Genomic DNA, 21,060 nt, shown 5'->3' with positions numbered 1-21,060 from the left:
AATGCCTCTTTACTAATTAATAATGGTTATACGATTGGTGAAGTTTCTTTATTCCGCATCGATTGTGGTATATAAACACAGAACGGTTCACTTTCCAGATAATCGCCTGTTACGGCATAAGTTCGTGAGCGGGAACCGCCGCACATTTTGTTGTATTCACAAATGCCGCATTTGCCTTTGTAGTTATCAGGTTGACGTAGTTCTTTAAATACTTTTGACTCACGATAAATTTCTGCAAGCGGGGTATCACGGATGTTACCACCGACAATAGGAAGTAATCCACTTGGCATAACATCTCCAATATGGGAGACAAAGGCGAAGCCGTTGCCATCATTTACGCCTTTTGGCGCACGCTTCAAGCCATCATGCATGGAAGCAAAATCAGTTGTAATCGAGTCTTCGTAATGAATTTCACCTTTTTCAATTAACTGGTCGCGCGTTTTTTGCTGTAAAACAACCCTGCGGTAATGTTGTGCTGCGGTAGTTTTAATATCATATGGTGCAGTTTTGCTTAATTCATACAACCAACGAAACACCTTTTCATGCTCAGCAGGAGAAATACATGCGTCCATTTGACCTCTGCCAGTTGGGACAAGTAGGAAGATGTACCACATAACAGCGCCTAGCTCGCCAACAAGTTTTGCCATTTGTTCAAGCGAGTCATAATTATAACGAGAGATTACTGTATTGATTTGGAGCGGCATGTCTAATTCATTTAAGTATTTAATTTTTTCAACGGTTAAATCAAATGATCCAGGGGTCCCGCGGAAATGATCATGAATCTCGGGTGTTGGGCCGTCTAAACTAAAGCCCCAGCGTGAGAGTCCTACATCTTTGAACAGTTTCATTTTTTCTTTTGTTACATTCGCTGTGGCACTAGGTGTCATCGACACGCGCATCCCTTTTTTAATTGCATAGTCAGCAAGTTCATAAAGATCTTCTCTCATCATACAATCCCCGCCTGTAAAAACGAGCATTGGATTATCCATCTCATAAATTTGATCAATTAAATTGATTCCTTCTTTATGTGAAAGTTCCCGTGGGTCTGGAGTAAGCTGCGCATCAGCACGACAGTGAATGCACTTAAGCTGACAGGCTCTCGTTACTTCCCAAATGACGATAAATGGATTTTTATCATAATCTATTACATTTCTCATTCCATGAGGGTGCCCCATAGCATGTGGATGTCCTTTTCCTATTCCTTGCATCATCATCACCCAAATTCATTAATATTTATAAAACTATAGGTTTATTATAGGTTTATCAACCCACAGTGCATGGGAGTATTGTTACAATATTTCTACATCCTAGTGAGAATTATGTGATATCTATAAAAATCATAATCTTCTTTTGTGTTACATTTATGTTACAAAAACATTAATAAATAATGTAAGATTCCATGATAAACATGATATATAGTGGATAGTTACATAGTTGTGTTTGTTATATTTACGGTTTTCTTTGCTAGAATTGGATTTTTTTACCTTGTAAGCCATATCCTTGGGGTTTATTCCATCCTTAATGTTCGTTTATGATTTAGGTACACAAACGAATTGAAGGGATGCTACGATGAAAAAACAACTATTATCATTCGCAGCAACGGCGGGAATCCTGTTTTCTACATTTGTTGGTTCTGCTAGTGCACATGAAAACATTTATAATGTCCAATCGGGGGATACACTTTGGAAGATTTCACAAGCAAACAAAGTCTCAGTCTCTGACTTGAAAACTTGGAATCACCTAACAAGTGATAATCTCTATGTAAATCAGAAGCTATCATTATTAGCACCACACAGCCACGAACTAGTTGCACCTACCTATACGGTCCAAAAAGGGGACACACTTTACCTTATTTCAGTACGATTCAAACTTTCCATTGCTCAGCTTAAATCACTGAATCACCTCACATCAGATACGATCTATGTAGGACAAGTCTTAAAGATAAATGCGGGTGGTACATCAAATCCAGTACCTGCACCAACTGTATCAAAGGCGCAACTGGTGATAGATGAAGCCAAAAAATACATTGGAACATCTTATTTATGGGGTGGCAATACGCCGTCAGGTTTTGATTGCAGCGGTTTGACAAGTTATGTATTTAATAAAGTTGGAGTAACCATTCCACGAACGTCAGCAACACAATGGTCTGGACTGAAAGCTGTCAGCAGCCCAAATCCCGGTGATCTAGTATTCTTTGAAACATATGCTCCAGGTCCTACACATGTAGGGATTTATTTAGGAAATAACCAATTCATTCAAGCGGGATCAAAAGGTGTATCGATTGCAGATATGACCAATTCCTACTGGAAACCAAGGTACCTTGGTGCAAGGACTGCATTTTAATAGATAAAGTAGAAAGGTCTTTCAACATTGAAAGACTCTTTTTATTTTTTCAAAATTAAAAATATAGTATGATAAGGCTAATCAAAAAAATTGAAGTGAATGGAGTTGTCGGATGTTAAAAAAAATTATTAGTATAGTGATATTGCTAGTAATCATTGCGATTGGTTTTTTTCAAAAAGATGAATTACTGCATCTTGTTAAACAAGGCGGAGCCTTATCGATTTTTATTAGTATGTTATTAGTGTCGATTTGTGTCTTTTTTCCTGTCATCCCGTTTCCAGTTTTAGCAGGAATGATCGGAGCCGTATTTGGAACGGCCCAAGGGATGCTTGTATCCTTAACAGGGGCCATGGCTGGGACGATGGCTTTCTTCTTCTTATCCAGGTATGGTTTTCGCGATTTTGCCCAGGATAAACTGATGATATATCCAAAAGTTCAGGAATACGATGAGTTTTTAAACAGAAATTCCTTTGTAGCAATATTAACCTGTCGATTAATTCCTATCATTCCAGCACCGGTTGTCAATATCATTTGTGGGTTAAGTCATGTGAGATGGCTAACATTTTTTACTGCATCCATAATCGGAAAAGTTCCAAACATTCTGCTTTTGTCGTATGCAGGTGCTTCATTTAGTAACAACAAGCTTTATTCTTTCGGACTTTACGGCGCCTATATGGTCATCATTATCCTGATTAACTTTGTTATTGTTTATCGAAAGCAGGCAAAGAATTCTCTTGATTAAACAACTTCTTGAATATTTAAATCATTTTGTTCCTCAACGGAGATTAGTTCCTTAAAGAAGCTTTTTAAAATAAGCCATTTAGCTGGATAGCTGTAAATAAAATCTTCGATCACCTGAGAGGAGTAATACAAAAAACAATCGATAGGAACTTTTTCTTTTTTTAAATCGTATAAAAGTGCATGTGGAATCGTGTAATAGTCATTCAACTGGTAGGGGTTGAACTTTACTACTTGAATTTTTTGGTCGTGGATCATCTTTTTTAAAGATTGTTCTTGTACTGAAATACTTTCTTCCTTAGTTAGACCATTTAAACAAATACGATCATTGATAAAATAAATACCCTTCATAAACAACACCTCATTCTATTTCCTTGATTGGTATTGTTATTGACAGGGTTTAGGAGAAGTATACTTATCCAGGTGTGGAAATTTCTATAAAAAAATTACCCGGCCATGGGGCCGGGTATTCAAACTAATCTATATTTTAAGGGGGCGGAGGTTTAAGGTTCTTCCGTGAACCTATTTAAATCTTAATCGATAATTATTAATAAATTATGAACGAAAGATTAATAGTTTAAGAAAAGATAAGGAGAATAAATGAAAGATTTTCATTGTTGTGCGACATGCAGGCATTTTAAAGTAGAAAAAAAGCCAGAGGGGATGCACTACTTTTGTAGTCGTTTAGGCTTTGAGACAAAAACGAACTACCAATTTAATTGCTGGAGTCCGAGAGAAAATATTAAGAAAATAATCGATAATGTTAATAAGGTTAGAAAGGGAAGTGATACTTAACGATAAGTTTCACTTTTTTTAGTTTTTGTAGATGACAAATGTCCATTGTCCTTCTTTGATAATCATGTTATTTTCATGAATATCATTTCTATTTAATTGAATCGCGCTTTACTTGAAAGGAGGACTTTCTATTGGCAGCTACACATACTTTTTCAAAAAAAGAGGAACTAGCTAATTCCATCACACACGGAGTGGGGGCCCTATTAAGCATTTCTGCCTTAGTTATTTTAATTGTATATGCATCCCTATATGGAACGGTGTGGCATGTGGTTAGCTTCACGATTTTTGGAGTAACAATGTTTATACTTTATATGTCATCTACCTTGCTTCATAGTTTTCCTGAAGGAAAGGCAAAGGACATTTTTGAAATTTTTGACCATTCGTCTATTTACTTTTTTATTGCCGGGACCTACACACCATTTTTATTAATCGTAATCAAAGGAACACTAGGTTGGTCACTTTTTGGAATCGTTTGGGGACTTGCGATTGCGGGTACCGTCTTTAAATGCTTTTTTGTGAAAAAGTACCTTTTTTCATCAACGGCGCTTTATGTGGTCATGGGCTGGTTAATTGTCTTCGCATGGAAACCATTAGTGAATAATCTATCTCTGGAAGGGATGACCTATTTAGCTATTGGGGGCGCACTGTATACACTCGGAGCCATTTTCTATGTTTGGCGTGGGTTTAAATATCACCACGCAGTCTGGCACCTATTTGTATTAGCAGCCAGTGTTGCTCACTTTTTTTGTGTGTTGTTTTATGTATTGCCGATTCATTCTTAAGTTGTTCATGAGGACAGAAATCAGAATCAAAGAGCGAAATTTGTCCTCATGGAGCGTTCATGAGGACAGAAATTCGAATAGTGTGTGATTAAACATGCCGCATTTTTCTATAGTTAAATGTCTCCCGAGAAAACCATAGGCTCATTAAAAAGCTAATGATGCCCGTGAACAGTAAAACTTCCCCGATGATTTTCATATTTTCCGCAGTGACTTCTTTCCCAAAGATTAATCCTAAAATGATTGAGGATAAAATAGAGCCCAAATATCGGCAGGTTTGAAATAAGCCGGATGTTGTCCCAATAATCTCTTTTGGACTCTCCTTAACCATGGCCACTTGGAGAACAACATTTCCAATTCCATAGCTTAACCCCATGATTGATAAAATAATCCCGATACCCAAATAGGAAGTATTTACAAAAAACAGAATAAAAGCTAGTGCACCAATAATCGATATAAAAGAGCCAACCATAATCGGCAGGTTTACACCGGCCCGGTCGATCCATTTTCCCGTTACAGATGAAATAATAATGCTTATTCCAGACATAAATAACATTAACAAGCCACTCATTTCCACGCTTAAACCCAATCCTTCTTGAAAATAACTGGGCAGCCCGAAAAATAAACAATAAAAAAAGATATTCAAAAAGATGAACTGGATGTACACCATCGAAAGCTTTGGATGTGTTTTAAAAATACGAATATCAATAAATGGCTCCTTGACTCTTAACTCCCTCAGAACAAATAAACCGAAAAAGATGATTCCAACAACTCCCGACAGATAATGAATTTTTCCTTCAAAAGATAACAAAAACCATAAAAAGAATACCATTCCTGCAGCGAAGTACCCGATTCCTAGAAAATCCAAGTTGGAGAATAATTTTTTCATGTGAGCCTTATCTTGTTTGATGTCCTTAGGAAACATATACCACCCCAGCAGAAAACTGAGGATAATAAAAGGGAAATTCACCCAGAAGATGGCAGGCCAATTGCCCCAAACAATTAAGAAACCTCCAATGGTAGGCCCTAGTGCTACCATTGCCGAAGCGAAAATTGATAATACGGCAAGGGCTGAGGCCTGTCTTTCTTTGATATGGTCTCGAATTAACGACATCCCTGCTGGATAAATGGCACTGCTCCCAATCGATTGAAACAGTCTCATGACAAGTAACATGAGAAAGGTATGTGACATAGGTGCACCAAACGCTGACAAGGCAACTAAAATGAGTCCCGTTAAAAAGGTTTTTTTTCGCCCAAAAATATCACCAATTTTTCCTGTAACCGGCTGTGCTACTGCACTTGCTAAATAAAAGCTGGATATCAACCACGAAACGGTTGTAAAGGAAAGCTGAAAATCCTTCTGTATACTGTGTAATGCTAAGGCGATCATTGATGAATTAAGAGGATTTAACATCGTTCCAGAGGCGACAGCTGTTAAAAATAATGCACGATTTTTTTTCATGTCTTCATCCTTTGCTGGATTTAGAATCAGTTTATTTTTTGCAATATATTTATTTCTATGAGTGGCACATTGAAAATTTATCATTCTAGGAATAGCCTCCAAACTAATATAAATAAGATAGGAATTTTTGAGAATGAAGTGGAGGAGTCTTATGGATGATATTTATCCGATTTTAGAAGTCATTGATCAACCAGGCCAAAAGGTATTAGCAACCATTGTTCGTGTTCAAGGATCAGCATATAAAAGAGAAGGTTCTTCCATGCTTTTTTGTGAAGATGGGAAGCAATTTGGCATGTTAACTGCAGGTTGTTTGGAAACAGATTTGACCATTAAAGCTCAAGAGGTTTTCATCAAGCAAGAAGCAAAAATGTTCCATTATAATTTGGCAGATGAAAACGATATGAGTTGGGGTCAAGGGAATGGCTGCAATGGAACAATTGATATTTTATTAGAGCCAGTCTCTGAAAAATTAACAGAGGATTTCTTTGTTGTAAAAAGATCCTTAGATAAATGTAAACCTGTAATTATGTTAAAAAAACTCGATGAATTGGGGGAGTATCTGTTTATTGAGGAGGAAGGGGATCCGTTTGGCAATTGGTCAGGGGATATTCCTAAAATTGCCTTTACATCTAAAAGTGGAATCATACCTGGAACTGATTCCCTTTATCAACATACGTATCAACCAAGGCCAAGGCTCATAGTCTTCGGGGCAGGACCAGACGCAAAACCGCTTGTTCACCTTGCCGCGGAAACAGGATTTTTAGTTACTGTATGCGATTGGCGGGAAGAGATTTGTCAAAAAAAATATTTTCCCAAAGCTGAGCAGCTCCATTTGGGCTTTCCTAAAAAGCTTTTGAAACAAATTTCCTTTTCTCCCTATGATTATGTGGTCATCATGACGCATCATTATGAGAGGGATCAAGAAATATTAAAGGAGGTACTCAATGAGCATATAAAGTACTTAGGCGTACTAGGGCCGCGGGAAAGAACCAAAAGGCTGCTTAAAAATGAAAATGTCCCAACCTGGATTTATTCACCTATGGGTAAGAATATTGGTGCAAAGGGTCCTGAGGAAATCGCTGTTAGTATCGTTGCTCAATTGATTGAGGTGTGGAGAAAGCCAGTCCATGAAAGAGTGCAACTTCTATGGACCATTCCCGAGTAAGTGGAATTGTTCTTCAGTAGGTAATAACAGTGTTATAAGCCATAATAAGTTGGATTTACTCAGTATAAAATCCACTTAATCATGGGTGAGGGATGAAATTGCATATTATTGGGAAAAGTGTCATTCGCAAAGAGGCGCTTGATAAGGTATCTGGAAAGAAGTTGATTTGGAAAGCAAAGGAGGCGCAAAAATAATGCTTCCCATTGATTTTGATTATTATAAGCCGGCCTCATTGAAAGAAGCAGTCGATTTAAATCAGTATTTAGATCAGCAAGGTAAGCAGCCGATGTTCTTTTCGGGAGGAACCGAATTAATTACACTTGGGAGAATAGATTTAGCCTATACCGAAGCAGTTATTGATATCAAGGATATCCCCGAATGTAATGTAATGCAGGTTAGTGGGGAACAATTGCTGCTTGGCAGTACCCTCTCACTTACAAAAATAGAAGAAGCAAATCTTTTCCCATTATTAACGAAAACTACCAGTCAAGTCGCTGATCATACGGCTCGAGGGAAGATTTCTTTAGGAGGGAATATCTGTGCTCGGATTTTTTACCGGGAAGCTGTTTTGCCATTTTTACTTTCTGATAGCCAAGTTTTAATAGTCGGTCCAGAAGGCAAAAAGATGGTGCCAATCAATGAGATATTTTTAGAAAAGCTTCAACTTAAAAAAGGGGAATTTCTCGTTCAATTAGCAACAGAAACACGGTTTATCAAAGCACCGTTCTTTAGTTTCAAGCGTCGTCAGCAGTGGGATACTGGCTATCCGTTGATCACCGTAGCGGCATTAAAAATAGGTCAGGAAGTACGTGTCGCAATCAGTGGCTTTTGCCCTTTTCCATTTCGGTCAAAAGAACTGGAAGCTTCGTTAAATAAAAGAGATCTGCCAGTAGTTTCAAGGATTGATGAGGGGGTTTCCAAATTACCAAAGCCTATTTTAGATGATGTAGAAGGGTCAGCAAAATATAGGCTATTTGTTTTGCGGAATCTATTGATGGATGTGTTAGCAGTGTTGGATGGAACATGAAGTTAGATTGATAAAATAAAAAAAGGAGGGGAGAGTACCTTGAAATCTCACACAATTACGATGAATATAAATGGAGAAAATCGAAGTGTAACCGTTCGGTCTGCCGATACACTTTTATATGCGATCAGGAATAAACTTGGGTTGACAGGTGCAAAACCGGGCTGTTTAAACGGAGACTGCGGCGCATGTACAGTTAATGTAGAAGGGTGGCCGATGAAATCATGTTTAATGCTTGCCGTTGAAGCGGTTGGAAAGAAAGTAATAACTATTGAAGGGTTGGAGAATACCCCCATCCAGCAGGCTTTTGTGGAAAACTTTGCTTTTCAATGCGGCTACTGCACCCCCGGCTTTATTATGAATTGCCATTCGTTAATACGAAAGCATCCAGAAGCAGGTGATCAAATAATTAAAGAATGGCTGGAGTCGAATATCTGCCGATGTACCGGCTATGCAGAAATTGAAAGTGCGTTGAAATCCGTGCTAAAGAAGAAATGACAAAAGGGGAATGATCTAACGAAAAAGGATGCCATTTTATGGCACCCTCGTCCATGATTTATTTTTTTTTCATCTCAAAGTAGGTGTCCAATACTCGGCGGCCAATTTTCAGGTTTGCTCGGTTGTCTTTCTTTCCCTGATATGCCCATGGAACAATAACGGCCATGGCGATTTCTGGATTCGAACTAGGGGCGTAGCTAACCAAGCTTAGGTTCATTACTGGAGGAGGTTCTTTACCAAACCTATATCGCTCCGGTCCGTCATAAAAGGCTTCAGCTGTCCCTGTTTTACCAGCAGGTGAATAGGGCGCAGTGCTGAAGTACTTATAGGCCGTACCACCACGTTCTTGCATGACTTTTTTAAAACCTAATCGGACACGGTACATCCAATCTGGTTTCACATCAATCGTGTTAAGGACGGTTGGAGAGATTTCTTGTACAACAGGTCCTAGTTCATCTTTCCCTTCCTTTGGTTCGAGCATTTGTTTGACCACATGTGGCTGCATTCGATATCCACCATTCGCAATTGTTGAAACATATTGTACCAACTGCATGGCGGAATAGGTATCATATTGTCCAATCACAAGGTCAAGCAAATATCCAGGCAGGTGGCTCTGACCTTTAAATCCGGTTTGTTCATTTGGTAAATCAATTCCAGTTCTTGATCCAAGGCCAAACGAAGCAAATGAGTTTCTAATTGTGTCAAAAGCCTTCGCGCTAATATTTAAGGGTTTATCATATTCATAATGACCTTTTCCAATTCTAATTGCCGTATGAAACATATAAACGTTGGAAGATAATTTTAGGGCATTAATTTCGTTTAATTTTCCTAAGTAGGCATATGATTTTTTTAGAGGAGTAGCTTGAATTTTTAAACCTTTATCATTAAAAACAGTCCTGGGGCCAATCGCACCTGTTTTATAACCAGTCAAAATCGTGGCACCCTTGACAGTCGAACCCACGTTATAAGTGGTGGTAAAGGTCCCGAGGGCATCATCTTCCATGTCTACTCTGCCAGTTTGTTTGTTTCTGACAATTTTTTTACCTGACATGGCTAAAACTTCACCTGTTTTTGGGTTCATTAAGACAACATAGGCACGGTCAGTTAAAAAAGTACCAGGATATCTTTTAGCTGCCCAAAGCTCCTCCTCTATGATCCGATCAACTTTCATTTGCAGATCCATATCAATGCTTAAGACAAGGTCTTTGCCCTTTTTTCCCTTTGATACGGGATGATTTTCAATTATATTGCCTGTTTTATCCGTTACATTTTTCAATTTTGATTTATAGCCGTGAAGAACATCTTCATACTGCCATTCAAGTTGGCTTTTGCCGACACGATCATTACGGCTGTAATCCCGAGCCAAGAAGTATTCCAATTGTTCAGCTGGCAGCCCTTCATCTGATTTGGTGACTTTTCCTAACACAGACTTTAAGGTTCGATCAAAAGCATAGCACCTCTCCCAGTCGGTAGTAGTATCCACCCCTGGAAGGGATTGCAGATTTTCGTTCACAACGGCCAATTCTTTAGCGGTAACTCCTTCATTTTTAATAATTTGTGTTGTAAATTTGTACCCGCTATTGAACTCTTTATAAAGTGCAAGTACCTCAAGTCTATCTTTATCTATTTCCTTTAATTCTTCAGGTGTTATGCGCTCTAATTTTAACTGATAAATATCCCAGTCTGTTAATTTTTTGGCATAATATAATTCCATTTCATTCTTTTTGATTTTGGCATTAGCACGCTCAGGATTATTCATAATCCAGAAATCAAGTTTATCCCTTTCGGTGACCTTATCTGTTTTTTTATTGATTAGTTTTGCTAATTTTTCAGCGGTTTCAAGCATTTGTTGTTGGCTATATCCCTCGTTCGTGTAACTGATCGCATTCTTTGGTACATTATCAACGATGATTCTGTAATCCCGATCAAGTATTTTTCCTCTTGGGACAGGATTACTGACCGTTACATCTTCTTTTCTTTCTAAATCCCTTTTAAAATTTTCACCATACACGATTTGCACAAAGCCAAGCCGCAGGATTAAAACAGAAAATAGTAAAAAAACACTAAAAAAAATGATATTTAATCGAAAGGGGAAGTGAGACTTCTTCTTTTTCTGTTTATCCAAATTGCCTGCACATCCTTTTTACAGAACAAAAATGTTTACATATATATCCTACCCATTTGTAAATAATGGTATGAAAATTGTTCTAATTCTTTAACTGATGGGATCATTTATCGACAGTATTTATGTTTCTATGAATTTTTTGTCTATAAAAAAATTTCTAATTTTTTCCCATATTTGAAATTTTAATTTATAATAAATTGGGATGTGGTTGTTTTCTTGAACGAACATCTTTAGAAGCAGAAAAAGAGATTGATTAGGAGGTCTGTATATTATGGAACAGAAAGTGATTGATCCAGCTGTACAAAGGGTAATAGCTCAATTTAAGAGTTTGGATGAAAAAATCACCCATTTTTCAAGTATCATCGGTTTGGCTGATTGGGATCAAAAGGTCATGGCACCGAAAAAAGGTAGAAGTATCTTTGCCAAGGCAACTGGCACACTAAGGACGGAAATTTTTAAACTCTCTGTCTCTCAGGAAATGGGCGACTTGCTAGCTGAACTAACTCTTCCTGACAACTTTGATTTATTAGACGAAGTAACAAAAGCAAAAGTTAGAGAATATAGAGCGTACTACCAAAAATCGAAGAGCATACCTGCTGACCTTTTTCAGGAATATAGCATTCTAACAGCACAGGCAAATGATGCCTGGGAAAAGGCTAGGGAAAACAATGATTTTGCCAGCTTCCTGCCCTATTTAGAAAAAATCGTTGAATACAAACGGAAATTTGCTGAAATATATGGATATGTTGACCACCCATACGATGCGCTCTTGGATGAATTTGAACCTGGATTAACGGTAAAGAGACTGGATCCGCTATTTGCCAAGTTAAGAGATTCTAGTGTTAAACTATTAGAACGTATTCAACAAAAGGGAAAGCGGACACAGGCGGAAATTTTTGATCAATCGTTTGCAATTGAAAGACAAAAAGAATTTAATCGCTTTATCTTGCCTATCATTGGTTTTGACCTTGAGGCAGGCAGGTTGGATGAAACGGTCCATCCGTTTGCCCAAACCGTTAATACTGGAGATGTACGGTTAACAACTCGTTATTTAGAAAGAAACGTCCGGTCCGCACTATTCGGTACAATTCATGAAGCGGGACATGGAATCTATGAACAGCATATCAACCCTGATTATGAGGAATCCGTTCTCCAAAGCGGGGCATCTTTCGGAATCCATGAATCGCAATCGAGGTTTTTAGAAAATATGGTCGGCCGCAGCAAGGCTTTCTGGATATACTTTTACCCTAAACTGCAGGAGTATTTTCCGAAACAGCTCGAAACTATTTCTGTGGATGAATTTTATCGGGCGGTTAATAGTGTGAAACCCTCATTTATCCGTGTAGAAGCGGATGAGTTAACGTATAATTTGCATATTATGCTTCGTTATGAAATCGAAAAGGCATTAATAAGCGGTGAGTTCGAAGCGAAAGACCTTCCGACTGTCTGGAACCAGAAAATGCAGGATTACCTTGGTGTAACACCAAGTACTGATTCAGAAGGCGTACTCCAAGATGTTCATTGGTCATTTGGCGGTATTGGCTATTTTCCGTCCTATTCATTAGGAAATCTCTATGCAGCGCAGATCCTCGTGACAATTCAAAGAGAGCTTCCAGAATTCTACAATCATATCGAAAACGGAAGATTTGACCTGATTCAAGATTGGTTAAAAGAAAATATTCATCAGTACGGGAAGCTTTACACCCCAAATGAATTGATTGTAAAGGTAACGGGTGAGGAATTAAACGCCGAATACCTGGTCGAATACCTTGAGAAAAAATATGCAGAGGTTTACGAATTGTAAACTATTTAAGTTTATTAAACATTCAAACTCACATTGACAATAAACTTGAATTATATTATAGTATGAGTAATTAAATATTTCCTTTTTAAAGGGGAGTAGCTGCTACAATAAAGTCGTCATTCCGAGAATTCAATTCTCCGGCTTTATTGGCAACATTTACGTTGTTAGCAAGACCTTTACTGTACTGTAAAGGTCTTTTTGTGGTTTTTTAGGCCTTTACTGTAACCAGTAAAGGCCTATTTTTATGGCGTAAGGGAGTATTTTAAAAAAAACAAACTTTTGAGGAGGAAACATTCATGGACTTAACTCTGTTACTCGAATACGGCTGGGTGTTAATTATCTTGGTGGCATTAGAAGGTCTGTTAGCTGCCGACAACGCATTAGTACTTGCAATTATGGTTAAACAATTACCCGAAGAAAAACGTAAGAAGGCATTATTTTATGGTTTAGCAGGAGCCTTTGTGTTCCGCTTTGCTTCCTTGTTTGTGATTTCGTTTCTGGTTGATGTATGGCAGGTTCAAGCAATTGGGGCACTTTATTTACTGTTTATGGCTGGAAATCATATTTTCCGTAAGGTAATCAAAGGGAAGGCAACAGAGGATAAAGAGGAGAAGAAAGGATCAAAAAAAAGCAGCTTTTGGATGACAGTATTAAAAGTCGAAGTGGCTGACATTGCTTTTGCGGTTGATTCGATTCTTGCTGCGGTCGCTATGGCAGTTGCTTTACCAGACACACCACTTCCAAATATCGGTGGTCTGGATGGTGGTAAATTCTTAGTTATTTTCGCCGGCGGGATTATTGGTCTAATTATTATGAGGTTTGCAGCAAATCAGTTTGTAAAGCTTTTAGAAAAACGTCCAGGTCTGGAAATTGCAGCTTTTACGATTGTTGGCTGGGTTGGTGTGAAGCTAGCAGTTTACACCTTATCACATCCTGCATTGGCTATTTTAAGCGAGGAATTTGCGCATTCAATGGGATGGAAAGTAACCTTCTATGTTGTGTTGGTAGGTATTGCTGCCGCAGGTTGGTTTTTCTCCAAAGACAACAGCACAGAACCAATGAGAAAAGAACCAGAGACTTTATAATTATTATTTCTTTTTAAGCCTTATAAAAGGCAGACTATGATTGTCTGCCTTATATTATTATTCCTACCTAAGAATATACATTTTTGAGATACTTTTCAAAGTCTCAGTGATAGTATAGACAGTTAAGGCTTAAACTAAGAGCACCTATTAATCGTACAATCACAAATCCTATTTGCCTGAGAGGTTTAAGTTGATGAATTTAAAAACGTATCTTGTTATTGCCTTTAGCATTAGTGTTGTTTCCATAATTGGCTTTAGTTTGATATCCTTATTAATAAGTGATCAGAAAATCATCCATTTTGACCGTACCGTAATTGATATGGTCCAAGGGTCTGAAACATTGGTTCTTACAAATGTGATGAAATTTTTTACGTTTATTGGTTCTGCCCCTTTTGTCATTGTTCTTAGTCTTTTTCTGTTATTTTTTCTCTATAAAGTACTTCATCATCGCTTTGAATTAATATTGTTTGCTGCGGCAATCACGGGATCTGCGATATTAAATGGTATCTTAAAGCAGTTTTTTCAAAGAGTCCGTCCTGATTTCCATCGTTTAATTGATATTGAAGGCTATAGTTTTCCAAGTGGACATGCGATGAATGCTTTTACGGTTTATGGGATTCTTTCGTTTTTATTATGGCGTCATATTCCAAGCAGGTTTGGCAGAGGTGTGTTAATTTCCGTAAGCATGGTAATGATTTTAGCAATTGGAATCAGTCGAATTTATTTAGGTGTCCATTATCCAAGCGATATAATTGGCGGCTATTTTGCAAGTGGGTTCTGGATTACAACGGCGATTTTGTTTTTTCAATATTACCAAGAGAAACGTTATAATAAGAAGAAACAAAGAGAAAAGGGTATTGCATGATTATCTTAATTAGTATGGAGTGATACATATCATCAGAAACAGTATTCCTAATTTATTTACGATTTCTAATTTATTTTTTGGATTTTTATCAATTATGTATTCTGCCCAAGGGGATTACAAAAACGCAGCCATTTTAATTTTGATAGGGATGATGCTCGATAGCATGGATGGCCGAATTGCAAGAATGTTACGGGTGGATAGTGAATTGGGGAAAGAATTAGACTCTTTAGCGGATGTGGTTACCTTCGGGGTAGCACCAGCCATGATGGCATATTATTCCTACTTCTCTGAATTTGGGGTAGCAGGCATGGCCATTTCTGGTCTATTTCCTTTATTCGGTGCCTATCGGTTAGCTCGTTTTAATATTAATGCGGTTAAATCATCCAATAAGTATTTTACTGGTGTCCCAATAACGGCTGCAGGTGGATTGTTAACACTTCTTACCTTGTTCCACGGGAAAATGCCAGCGATTATCCTTCCATTTGCCTTTTTTATTCTGTGCTACTTGATGGTCAGTACCATTAAAATTCCTAGCCTAAAGGATATCCCGCTGCCAAAATACGGAATTATCGTCACACTATTTTTGGGATACGCCATATACCTTGTCTTTAAAAAAGAACAGCACCGCTTTCCATACTTCATATACGTAGCAATACCGCTTTATATAGCTTTTATTGGCTACCAATTAGTTCGGAACAAAAGAAAAAATAGTCCAAAATAAAGAAGGGTGTCAGGCACCATGTGAAATTTTCACATGGTGCCTGACACCCTATTTCTATTTCTATTTCCATACTTACATTCCAAACGACATGACCCAAATGGATCCAGCAACGGTTACGAAGGCAATGAAGAAGCCGTAGATGACGTTGATGATCTGGGATTTTCCGTCTTCCCCTTCGTTCATATGCATGAACATATATAATTGAAGGGCAGCTTGGATTACAGCTAAAGTGCCTATAATCCAGACGATGGTTGTAAAAGGAAGAGAGGTTTTTAGTGCCACACCAAGTGCAGCAAAGGTTAGTACTAATGACATGATGAAACCTAACACGTGTGTAAGTGGAAACCCTTTGGTATTTTTAGCCATTATGACACCATCCTTGCTAAATACACAAATGTGAAAATAAAAATCCATACAACATCTAAAAAGTGCCAATATAGACCGATAATAAATGTTTTACGGGCAGTTACAGGTGTTAAACCTCTTTTTAATATTTGAATAATCACCATTGTTGCCCAGCCGATACCCATGCTCACGTGCAGTCCATGTGTACCAAGTAATACAAAGAAGCTAGATAGAAAAGCACTAGTTTGCATTGTTGCTCCTTCGTGAACATAATGGATGAACTCCGTTATCTCCATGAATACGAAGCCAGCACCAAGTAGAAGGGTAATAATAAACCATAATAATAGACCATTACGATTATGGCGACGCATCTCATAGATCGCAAGACCGCAAGTAAAACTACTTGTTAATAAAAGGATGGTTTCGATCATTACATCTTTTATTTCAAAAAGGTCCTTTGGTGTGGGACCACCAGCATACCTTGCATTTAATACAGAAAAGACCGCAAAGAGAGTTCCAAAGAGGACAATCTCAGCTCCTAAGAAAATCCAGAATCCTAGAATATTCATCCGGTTCTGTTCAGTTTGATATTCGAGTGGTAAGGCTGTGTTTACATTAGCCGACATGGCTGTTCCCCCCTTTATCGACGTTACGCCATGCTTTTTCCGTTTCCTTTATTTCGTCAACTGTAACATGGAAGCCATCGTTATAATCGAACGAACGAATGATTAACCCAATAATTATTCCAACAGTGGCTACAAGAGCCGCAATTTTCCATTCAAAGACAAGGAAGAACCCGGCGATGCCAAAGATAACCCCCATATAGATTGGTAAGCCGGAATTACTTGGCATATGGATTTCTTTAATTTCGTCGTCTTTCAGGGTCAATCCTACGTTATCCTTTTTCATATACCAGAAGGCATCAACAGATTTCACTTCAGGTAATTTCGCAAAGTTATAGAATGGAGGGGGTGAAGCAGTAGCCCATTCTAAGGTTCTTGCATCCCATGGGTCGTTTGAAATATTACGGTCCGCATAGCGTGCACTCCAATAAATGTTATAGCAAAGAGCACCAAATCCGATAGCTAAAATCACTGCGCCAATGGTAGATAACATGAATAATGGTGCATAGCCTGATTCAGCTGAATACGTGTATGAACGGCGGACAGCACCGTTTAAACCTAGGAAAAACATCGGCATAAACGTTAAGTTAAATCCAATCGTAAAGAACCAGAAATGAATTTTACCGATTTTTTCATTTAGCATATGTCCGAACATTTTTGGCCACCAGTAATATAACCCGGCAAACACCGCAAACACAACACCAGGAATTAACACATAGTGGAAGTGAGCGACAAGGAATAGGGTATTGTGATATTGATAATCTGCAGCACCCATGGCAAGCATTACCCCAGTTACACCACCAATGATAAAGCAAGGAATGAATGCAAGCGCCCACAGCATCGCTGTTGTAAACTCGATTCGACCTTTTCTCATCGTGAATAACCAGTTAAACATTTTGACACCCGTTGGAATAGCAATCATCATCGTCGTAATGGAGAAAACAGAGTTGACTCCTGGTCCGGCTCCCATCGTAAAGAAGTGGTGAACCCAAACAAGCATACTTAATAACGCAATTCCAACAATGGAGAATACCATTGATTTATAACCGAACAGCATTTTTCTAGAAAAGGTTGAAATAACCTCAGAGAACATCCCGAATGCTGGAAGAACAACGATATATACTTCAGGGTGACCCCATAACCAGAATAAGTTGGCCCACATCATATCCATACCGCCACCGCTTAAGGTGAAGAAGTGCGTTCCAAAGATCCGGTCAAAGGTCATCAAGGCAAGTGCAACAGTGAAAATTGGAAAGGAAGCCACAATAATGACAGATGCAATGAATGAAGTCCAAGTAAACATTGGCATTTTCATTAGTGTCATACCTTTAGTTCTCATTTTTAAGATAGTTACGATAAAATTAATTCCTGTCATTAACGTACCAATCCCGGCAATTTGCAGGGCAATAGCGTAATAGTTATTTCCGATCCCAGGAGTAAATTCTTTACCTGCAAGAGGGAAGTAGGCTGTCCAGCCGGCATCCGGGGACCCTCCAATAACAAACGAAATATTAAACAACATAGCACCACTAAAGAACAACCAGAAGCTTAGAGCGTTAAGTTGAGGGAATGCCACGTCACGCGCGCCAATTTGCAGCGGGATTACCACGTTCATTAAACCAATTAATAATGGCATTGCCGCAAACAAAATCATGATCACACCGTGTGTGGTAAAAATTTCATTGTAATGCTGCGCATCTAAAAATTTCATCTCTGGACGAGAGGTTTGAGCCTTCATTAAAAGACCATCTACGCCTCCCCGGAAAAACATCAGCACACCAGAAAGGATGTACATAATCCCAATTCGTTTATGATCAACGGTTGTTAACCATTCTCTCCAAAGCCATTTCCATTTCTTTAAATAGGTAACCCCTGCTACAATTCCTATCATTGTTAATAGAATAGCAATCTGAGAACCTAGTATTAATGGGTTGCCGACAATAAAAAAGTCATGCCAATTAATGCCCATCGTGCTCACCTCCATCTGATTTTTCGCCCATGTCCATAGAATGCCCATTTGTTTCTTTCTCTTTAAAAATCTTTCCTTTGACGCCATGTACTTCGTACAATTCAGGATTTGTATAAGTTTTAGAATTCATATCAGCATGATTTACCCAGGCTAGATGAGTTCCAAGGAATGTTTCACGACCTAAGTGTGTAGGTTTTAGAAGTTGATTGTATTTCTTTTCTGTTAACTTAGGGGCAGTATCTTTGACATCCTTAACCCACTTTTCAAAGGCTTGCGGGGATTTCGCTTCAACTGTAAATTCCATTTCTGCATATCCCTTGCCGTTAAAGTTTGTATTTCTACCTAGAAATTCTCCAGGCTTGTCTGCTGTGAGATACAACTCTGTCTCCATTTTGTTCATGGTATACTTTTGACCACCTAAAGCAGGAACCCAGAAGGATTGCATTGTACCAGCAGAGGTTAACTTAAACTGTACCGGAGTGCCAGCAGGAATATTCACATAGTTCACTGTCTCGATCCCTTGTTCTGGATAGCTAAAAATCCACTTCCAATCAGCTGATGTTACATTAATGGTAATAGGTTTTTTATTTTCATACCCGGCAGGTACTTTCTCTAATTTATATATTGTTTTAACAGTTGGAATCGTTAAAGCAATGACAATCAGAATAGGAATGACAGTCCAAATAATCTCTAATTTTGTACTTCCGTGTTCTTCAGGCGGTTCGTAATCTGCATTTTCAGGTTTCGCACGATATTTCCAAATGATATATCCAAATAAACCGAACACAACAACAACCACCAACAGCATAAAAATAAGTGACCAGTTAATTAATTCTAGAATGTCACGTGCGGCAGGGCCTTTTGGATCAAAGACGACCATATTCGTACAGCCGCTTAAAAGTAAAGTTGGTACTAAAGCTAACAGTGGAATGATGTAGCTTTTTTTAAACATGAATATTTCTCCCTTCTAGAATGTTCATTTTTTGATATGATTATCGTGAATTCATTCACAAACAAAACAAGACTAATTCCTTCCTTCATTGTAAAAGATGTAAGAATTTAAATTAATTATCATTTAATATTAATTAGTCTGTATGTATTTCCTAAAATCTATATTATCAACATTGCTGTGATGTTAATATAGGTTTTTGGATTAAATTGTGACAAATTTGTTAAGGTTTTAAAATCCCTTACTAGGAAAAATTAGGTAAGTTGATTTTACAAAAAGTGCATTTATGACTTTTGTTGTTTCAAAGCTAAACATTGTCTATTTTGGATTTAAAGTGGGATAATATAAAGGAATACATAGATAGAGGAGAGCAAAAAATGAAGGTAAAAGTTAATCGGAATGCAGCAAAAGCATTGAAGAAAATGATGGAACAAGAAGAGGCACAAGGGAAATTGTTTCGAGTATATGTGACAAGTATCCACGGGGACCACGCCCATTATGATTTAAAGCTTGATACACCAACAGAAAACGATGTAGTGGTTACAAGTGATAAAGAAATTGACTTTATTCTTGATAAAAATGATCCGACATTAAATAATATCTGGATTCAATATTTCCAATTACCAAAAGAAGAATGGCTAATTACCAACCCAACAATGGGCGTTCATCATCACCATTAATAAAACAAGAAAAAACGCTTGTGAGTTCACTGCGTTTTTTTTTGGTGACTATTTTCTTTTCTTTCTATTGACAATTATTTAACACACTTTTTCGAGGATATGATATATGAAGTAGTCCATTATAAATTTGTGTTTGCATTAAATGAACATATGTTGGTTCTGGAAGTTCAATTACACGTTCAAAATCACCATATATTCGCTCTCTTTTCATTTCCATTTCAAATGGTAGAACCGGCTTTATTCTGCCATTAATTTTTAAATGTGTATTTGTGATTAAGTTAATTGAAAGATCTTCTTGATTTACTCCAGGTATTTCAAAAATAATATAGTAATAATTTTCATTTTGATATATATCAAATTTTGGATTACATACCGCTTCTCTAAAAAATTCATCAGGATGTTTTTGCTTAAGTACACTAGACCAAAAATTGCTCTCTCTATATTCATTTGTAATCTCTAGCCATTTTCTCATTTTTTCTATATCCATCTTACTACTCCTTTAAATTTGATTGGCGATAGGCATAGAAGGGTTAGCTATTTGATCCTGATCACTAATATCTGGATCTATATTGCCTGAGTTCATAAGAGAAGAAGCAGGTGAAAAATCACCTAAAGAAAAATTTGCTCCGACAAATTTACTATTGGCAGTATGGCTGTTATGCACAGTGGGACCTATATCAACATTTCCGTTTTGCGTAGCTCCATTAATCTTAAAATTTAAAATATTTATTTGAAATGGCATATCATATAACCCCTATAATGTTAGATTGGTAGTACAGGTTGAATGGGTTTATTTACATTTGCAACATCAGTAGTTCCAATTGAAGTTTGATCATTGACGTCAGGATCATTTAATAGGTTTTCCATCATTGCCTCAGTCGGTGAAGTGTCTCCATATGAAGCATTAATTCCTTGCGATTTAGTATTGGAAGTGGGACTATTATGAGATGCTTCCCCTATAGTTATGGAACCATTACCCGAAATACTATTGATTTTTAAATAATATAAATTGATTACAACCGATGGCATCTTTAAACACCTTTCTATCCTTTGGCTTATGGGTACTATATGCGATGGTGTGCCTATTTGT

General features: G+C 37.7%; 22 protein-coding genes. 11 read left to right on the top strand and 11 right to left on the bottom strand.

All coding sequences use genetic code 11. The features are described from left to right. Positions 1–26: 26 nt before the first annotated feature. Entirely contained in the window at positions 27–1,157 is a 1,131-nt protein-coding gene (locus COE25_RS21305; protein ID WP_257208912.1) for a TIGR04053 family radical SAM/SPASM domain-containing protein, read from the bottom strand. A gap of 412 nt (positions 1,158–1,569) precedes the next feature. On the opposite strand from COE25_RS21305, the gene COE25_RS21300 reads away from it, so the two are divergent. Continuing rightward, positions 1,570–2,343, top strand: a complete 774-nt coding sequence (locus tag COE25_RS21300) for a C40 family peptidase (RefSeq protein ID WP_098934027.1) — start codon at positions 1,570–1,572, stop codon at positions 2,341–2,343. A gap of 112 nt (positions 2,344–2,455) precedes the next feature. Beyond that, entirely contained in the window at positions 2,456–3,085 is a 630-nt protein-coding gene (locus tag COE25_RS21295) for a TVP38/TMEM64 family protein (protein WP_098934026.1), read from the top strand. Here the strand turns inward: COE25_RS21295 and COE25_RS21290 are convergent. Then, a complete protein-coding gene (locus COE25_RS21290; RefSeq protein ID WP_098934025.1) occupies positions 3,082–3,432 on the bottom strand; it encodes a hypothetical protein in 351 nt (116 codons plus the stop codon). The genes COE25_RS21295 and COE25_RS21290 overlap by 4 nt on opposite strands. A 575-nt stretch (positions 3,433–4,007) precedes the next feature. Between COE25_RS21290 and trhA the strand changes: the two genes are divergently transcribed. Next, on the top strand, positions 4,008–4,658 hold the full coding sequence (trhA, locus tag COE25_RS21280) for a PAQR family membrane homeostasis protein TrhA (RefSeq protein WP_088086830.1): 651 nt from the start codon (positions 4,008–4,010) through the stop codon (positions 4,656–4,658). Between the two features lie 88 nt (positions 4,659–4,746). Here trhA and COE25_RS21275 read toward each other — a convergent pair whose 3' ends face one another. Further along, positions 4,747–6,117, bottom strand: coding sequence for an MFS transporter (locus COE25_RS21275; protein WP_098934050.1), 1,371 nt, complete (start codon positions 6,115–6,117; stop codon positions 4,747–4,749). 151 nt (positions 6,118–6,268) lie between these two features. On the opposite strand from COE25_RS21275, the gene COE25_RS21270 reads away from it, so the two are divergent. From COE25_RS21270 to COE25_RS21260, 3 genes are all read left to right on the top strand, one after another. Beyond that, positions 6,269–7,282: an XdhC family protein gene (locus tag COE25_RS21270; protein WP_098934023.1), complete on the top strand. Its 1,014-nt coding sequence runs from the start codon at positions 6,269–6,271 to the stop codon at positions 7,280–7,282. Between the two features lie 193 nt (positions 7,283–7,475). After that, positions 7,476–8,309 carry an FAD binding domain-containing protein gene (locus COE25_RS21265; protein ID WP_098934022.1) on the top strand — a complete coding sequence of 278 codons (834 nt, stop codon included), beginning with the start codon at positions 7,476–7,478 and terminating at the stop codon, positions 8,307–8,309. A gap of 60 nt (positions 8,310–8,369) precedes the next feature. Further along, complete coding sequence (locus COE25_RS21260; protein ID WP_098934049.1) at positions 8,370–8,804, top strand: (2Fe-2S)-binding protein; 435 nt, start codon at positions 8,370–8,372, stop codon at positions 8,802–8,804. 58 nt (positions 8,805–8,862) lie between these two features. Here the strand turns inward: COE25_RS21260 and COE25_RS21255 are convergent, their stop codons facing one another. Further along, positions 8,863–10,929, bottom strand: coding sequence for a peptidoglycan D,D-transpeptidase FtsI family protein (locus tag COE25_RS21255; RefSeq protein WP_098934021.1), 2,067 nt, complete (start codon positions 10,927–10,929; stop codon positions 8,863–8,865). Positions 10,930–11,200: 271 nt separating this feature from the next. On the opposite strand from COE25_RS21255, the gene COE25_RS21250 reads away from it, so the two are divergent. The 4 genes from COE25_RS21250 (at position 11,201) to pssA (ending at position 15,404) form a co-directional block, all read left to right on the top strand. Then, positions 11,201–12,733, top strand: coding sequence for a carboxypeptidase M32 (locus COE25_RS21250; protein WP_098934020.1), 1,533 nt, complete (start codon positions 11,201–11,203; stop codon positions 12,731–12,733). A 296-nt stretch (positions 12,734–13,029) separates the two neighbouring features. Further along, entirely contained in the window at positions 13,030–13,818 is a 789-nt protein-coding gene (locus COE25_RS21245; RefSeq protein WP_098934019.1) for a TerC family protein, read from the top strand. A gap of 193 nt (positions 13,819–14,011) precedes the next feature. After that, on the top strand, positions 14,012–14,683 hold the full coding sequence (locus tag COE25_RS21240; RefSeq protein WP_098934018.1) for a phosphatase PAP2 family protein: 672 nt from the start codon (positions 14,012–14,014) through the stop codon (positions 14,681–14,683). Between the two features lie 94 nt (positions 14,684–14,777). Further along, the gene (pssA, locus tag COE25_RS21235; protein WP_251026664.1) at positions 14,778–15,404 is read left to right on the top strand and encodes a CDP-diacylglycerol--serine O-phosphatidyltransferase; all 627 of its coding nucleotides are present in this window, start codon (positions 14,778–14,780) and stop codon (positions 15,402–15,404) included. 72 nt (positions 15,405–15,476) lie between these two features. On the opposite strand, the gene qoxD is transcribed toward pssA, so the two are convergent. Genes qoxD through qoxA form a run of 4 tightly spaced genes read right to left on the bottom strand, consistent with a single transcriptional unit; the run spans position 15,477 to position 19,293 of the window. Further along, positions 15,477–15,770 (bottom strand): cytochrome aa3 quinol oxidase subunit IV, encoded by a 294-nt coding sequence (gene qoxD, locus COE25_RS21230; RefSeq protein WP_088086837.1) that lies wholly within the window; start codon positions 15,768–15,770, stop codon positions 15,477–15,479. Next, entirely contained in the window at positions 15,770–16,375 is a 606-nt protein-coding gene (gene qoxC / locus COE25_RS21225) for a cytochrome aa3 quinol oxidase subunit III (RefSeq protein WP_088086838.1), read from the bottom strand. Before qoxC ends, qoxD begins: the two co-directional genes overlap by 1 nt. Next, positions 16,365–18,341: a cytochrome aa3 quinol oxidase subunit I gene (qoxB, locus tag COE25_RS21220; protein WP_088086839.1), complete on the bottom strand. Its 1,977-nt coding sequence runs from the start codon at positions 18,339–18,341 to the stop codon at positions 16,365–16,367. Before qoxB ends, qoxC begins: the two co-directional genes overlap by 11 nt. After that, positions 18,331–19,293, bottom strand: a complete 963-nt coding sequence (gene qoxA, locus COE25_RS21215; protein ID WP_088086840.1) for a cytochrome aa3 quinol oxidase subunit II — start codon at positions 19,291–19,293, stop codon at positions 18,331–18,333. The genes qoxB and qoxA overlap by 11 nt, the downstream gene beginning before the upstream one ends. 374 nt (positions 19,294–19,667) lie before the next feature. Here qoxA and COE25_RS21210 point away from each other — a divergent pair, with 374 nt between their 5' ends. Further along, positions 19,668–19,970, top strand: coding sequence for a heme biosynthesis protein HemY (locus tag COE25_RS21210; protein ID WP_088086841.1), 303 nt, complete (start codon positions 19,668–19,670; stop codon positions 19,968–19,970). A 64-nt stretch (positions 19,971–20,034) separates the two neighbouring features. Here COE25_RS21210 and COE25_RS21205 read toward each other — a convergent pair whose 3' ends face one another. The 3 genes from COE25_RS21205 to COE25_RS21195 are packed head-to-tail and all read right to left on the bottom strand — an operon-like array spanning position 20,035 to position 20,999. Next, positions 20,035–20,457 carry an Hsp20/alpha crystallin family protein gene (locus COE25_RS21205; protein ID WP_098934017.1) on the bottom strand — a complete coding sequence of 141 codons (423 nt, stop codon included), beginning with the start codon at positions 20,455–20,457 and terminating at the stop codon, positions 20,035–20,037. A gap of 12 nt (positions 20,458–20,469) precedes the next feature. Then, positions 20,470–20,712, bottom strand: a complete 243-nt coding sequence (locus COE25_RS21200; protein WP_088086843.1) for a spore germination protein — start codon at positions 20,710–20,712, stop codon at positions 20,470–20,472. Positions 20,713–20,732: 20 nt separating this feature from the next. Continuing rightward, positions 20,733–20,999 carry a spore germination protein gene (locus COE25_RS21195; protein WP_088086844.1) on the bottom strand — a complete coding sequence of 89 codons (267 nt, stop codon included), beginning with the start codon at positions 20,997–20,999 and terminating at the stop codon, positions 20,733–20,735. Positions 21,000–21,060: the final 61 nt, after the last annotated feature.

The organism is Bacillus sp. AFS031507, assembly GCF_002584635.1.
GTDB lineage: Bacteria > Bacillota > Bacilli > Bacillales > Cytobacillaceae > Neobacillus.
This window is presented reverse-complemented; position numbering and strand designations above follow the sequence as displayed.

Bases quoted from the DNA above. Each gene is read 5' to 3' on its own strand.
- qoxB (WP_088086839.1), bottom strand. From the start codon at position 18,341: ATGGGCATTAATTGGCATGACTTTTTTATTGTCGGCAACCCATTAATA.
- qoxC (WP_088086838.1), bottom strand. From the start codon at position 16,375: ATGTCGGCTAATGTAAACACAGCCTTACCACTCGAATATCAAACTGAA.
- COE25_RS21210 (WP_088086841.1), top strand. From the start codon at position 19,668: ATGAAGGTAAAAGTTAATCGGAATGCAGCAAAAGCATTGAAGAAAATG.
- COE25_RS21195 (WP_088086844.1), bottom strand. From the start codon at position 20,999: ATGCCATCGGTTGTAATCAATTTATATTATTTAAAAATCAATAGTATT.
- COE25_RS21275 (WP_098934050.1), bottom strand. From the start codon at position 6,117: ATGAAAAAAAATCGTGCATTATTTTTAACAGCTGTCGCCTCTGGAACG.
- COE25_RS21260 (WP_098934049.1), top strand. From the start codon at position 8,370: ATGAATATAAATGGAGAAAATCGAAGTGTAACCGTTCGGTCTGCCGAT.
- COE25_RS21295 (WP_098934026.1), top strand. From the start codon at position 2,456: ATGTTAAAAAAAATTATTAGTATAGTGATATTGCTAGTAATCATTGCG.
- COE25_RS21265 (WP_098934022.1), top strand. From the start codon at position 7,476: ATGCTTCCCATTGATTTTGATTATTATAAGCCGGCCTCATTGAAAGAA.
- COE25_RS21305 (WP_257208912.1), bottom strand. From the start codon at position 1,157: ATGAGAAATGTAATAGATTATGATAAAAATCCATTTATCGTCATTTGG.
- COE25_RS21240 (WP_098934018.1), top strand. From the start codon at position 14,012: ATGAATTTAAAAACGTATCTTGTTATTGCCTTTAGCATTAGTGTTGTT.
- COE25_RS21200 (WP_088086843.1), bottom strand. From the start codon at position 20,712: ATGCCATTTCAAATAAATATTTTAAATTTTAAGATTAATGGAGCTACG.
- qoxD (WP_088086837.1), bottom strand. From the start codon at position 15,770: ATGGCTAAAAATACCAAAGGGTTTCCACTTACACACGTGTTAGGTTTC.
- COE25_RS21300 (WP_098934027.1), top strand. From the start codon at position 1,570: ATGAAAAAACAACTATTATCATTCGCAGCAACGGCGGGAATCCTGTTT.
- COE25_RS21270 (WP_098934023.1), top strand. From the start codon at position 6,269: ATGGATGATATTTATCCGATTTTAGAAGTCATTGATCAACCAGGCCAA.
- qoxA (WP_088086840.1), bottom strand. From the start codon at position 19,293: ATGTTTAAAAAAAGCTACATCATTCCACTGTTAGCTTTAGTACCAACT.
- COE25_RS21290 (WP_098934025.1), bottom strand. From the start codon at position 3,432: ATGAAGGGTATTTATTTTATCAATGATCGTATTTGTTTAAATGGTCTA.
- pssA (WP_251026664.1), top strand. From the start codon at position 14,778: ATGTATTCTGCCCAAGGGGATTACAAAAACGCAGCCATTTTAATTTTG.
- COE25_RS21250 (WP_098934020.1), top strand. From the start codon at position 11,201: ATGGAACAGAAAGTGATTGATCCAGCTGTACAAAGGGTAATAGCTCAA.
- COE25_RS21205 (WP_098934017.1), bottom strand. From the start codon at position 20,457: ATGGATATAGAAAAAATGAGAAAATGGCTAGAGATTACAAATGAATAT.
- COE25_RS21245 (WP_098934019.1), top strand. From the start codon at position 13,030: ATGGACTTAACTCTGTTACTCGAATACGGCTGGGTGTTAATTATCTTG.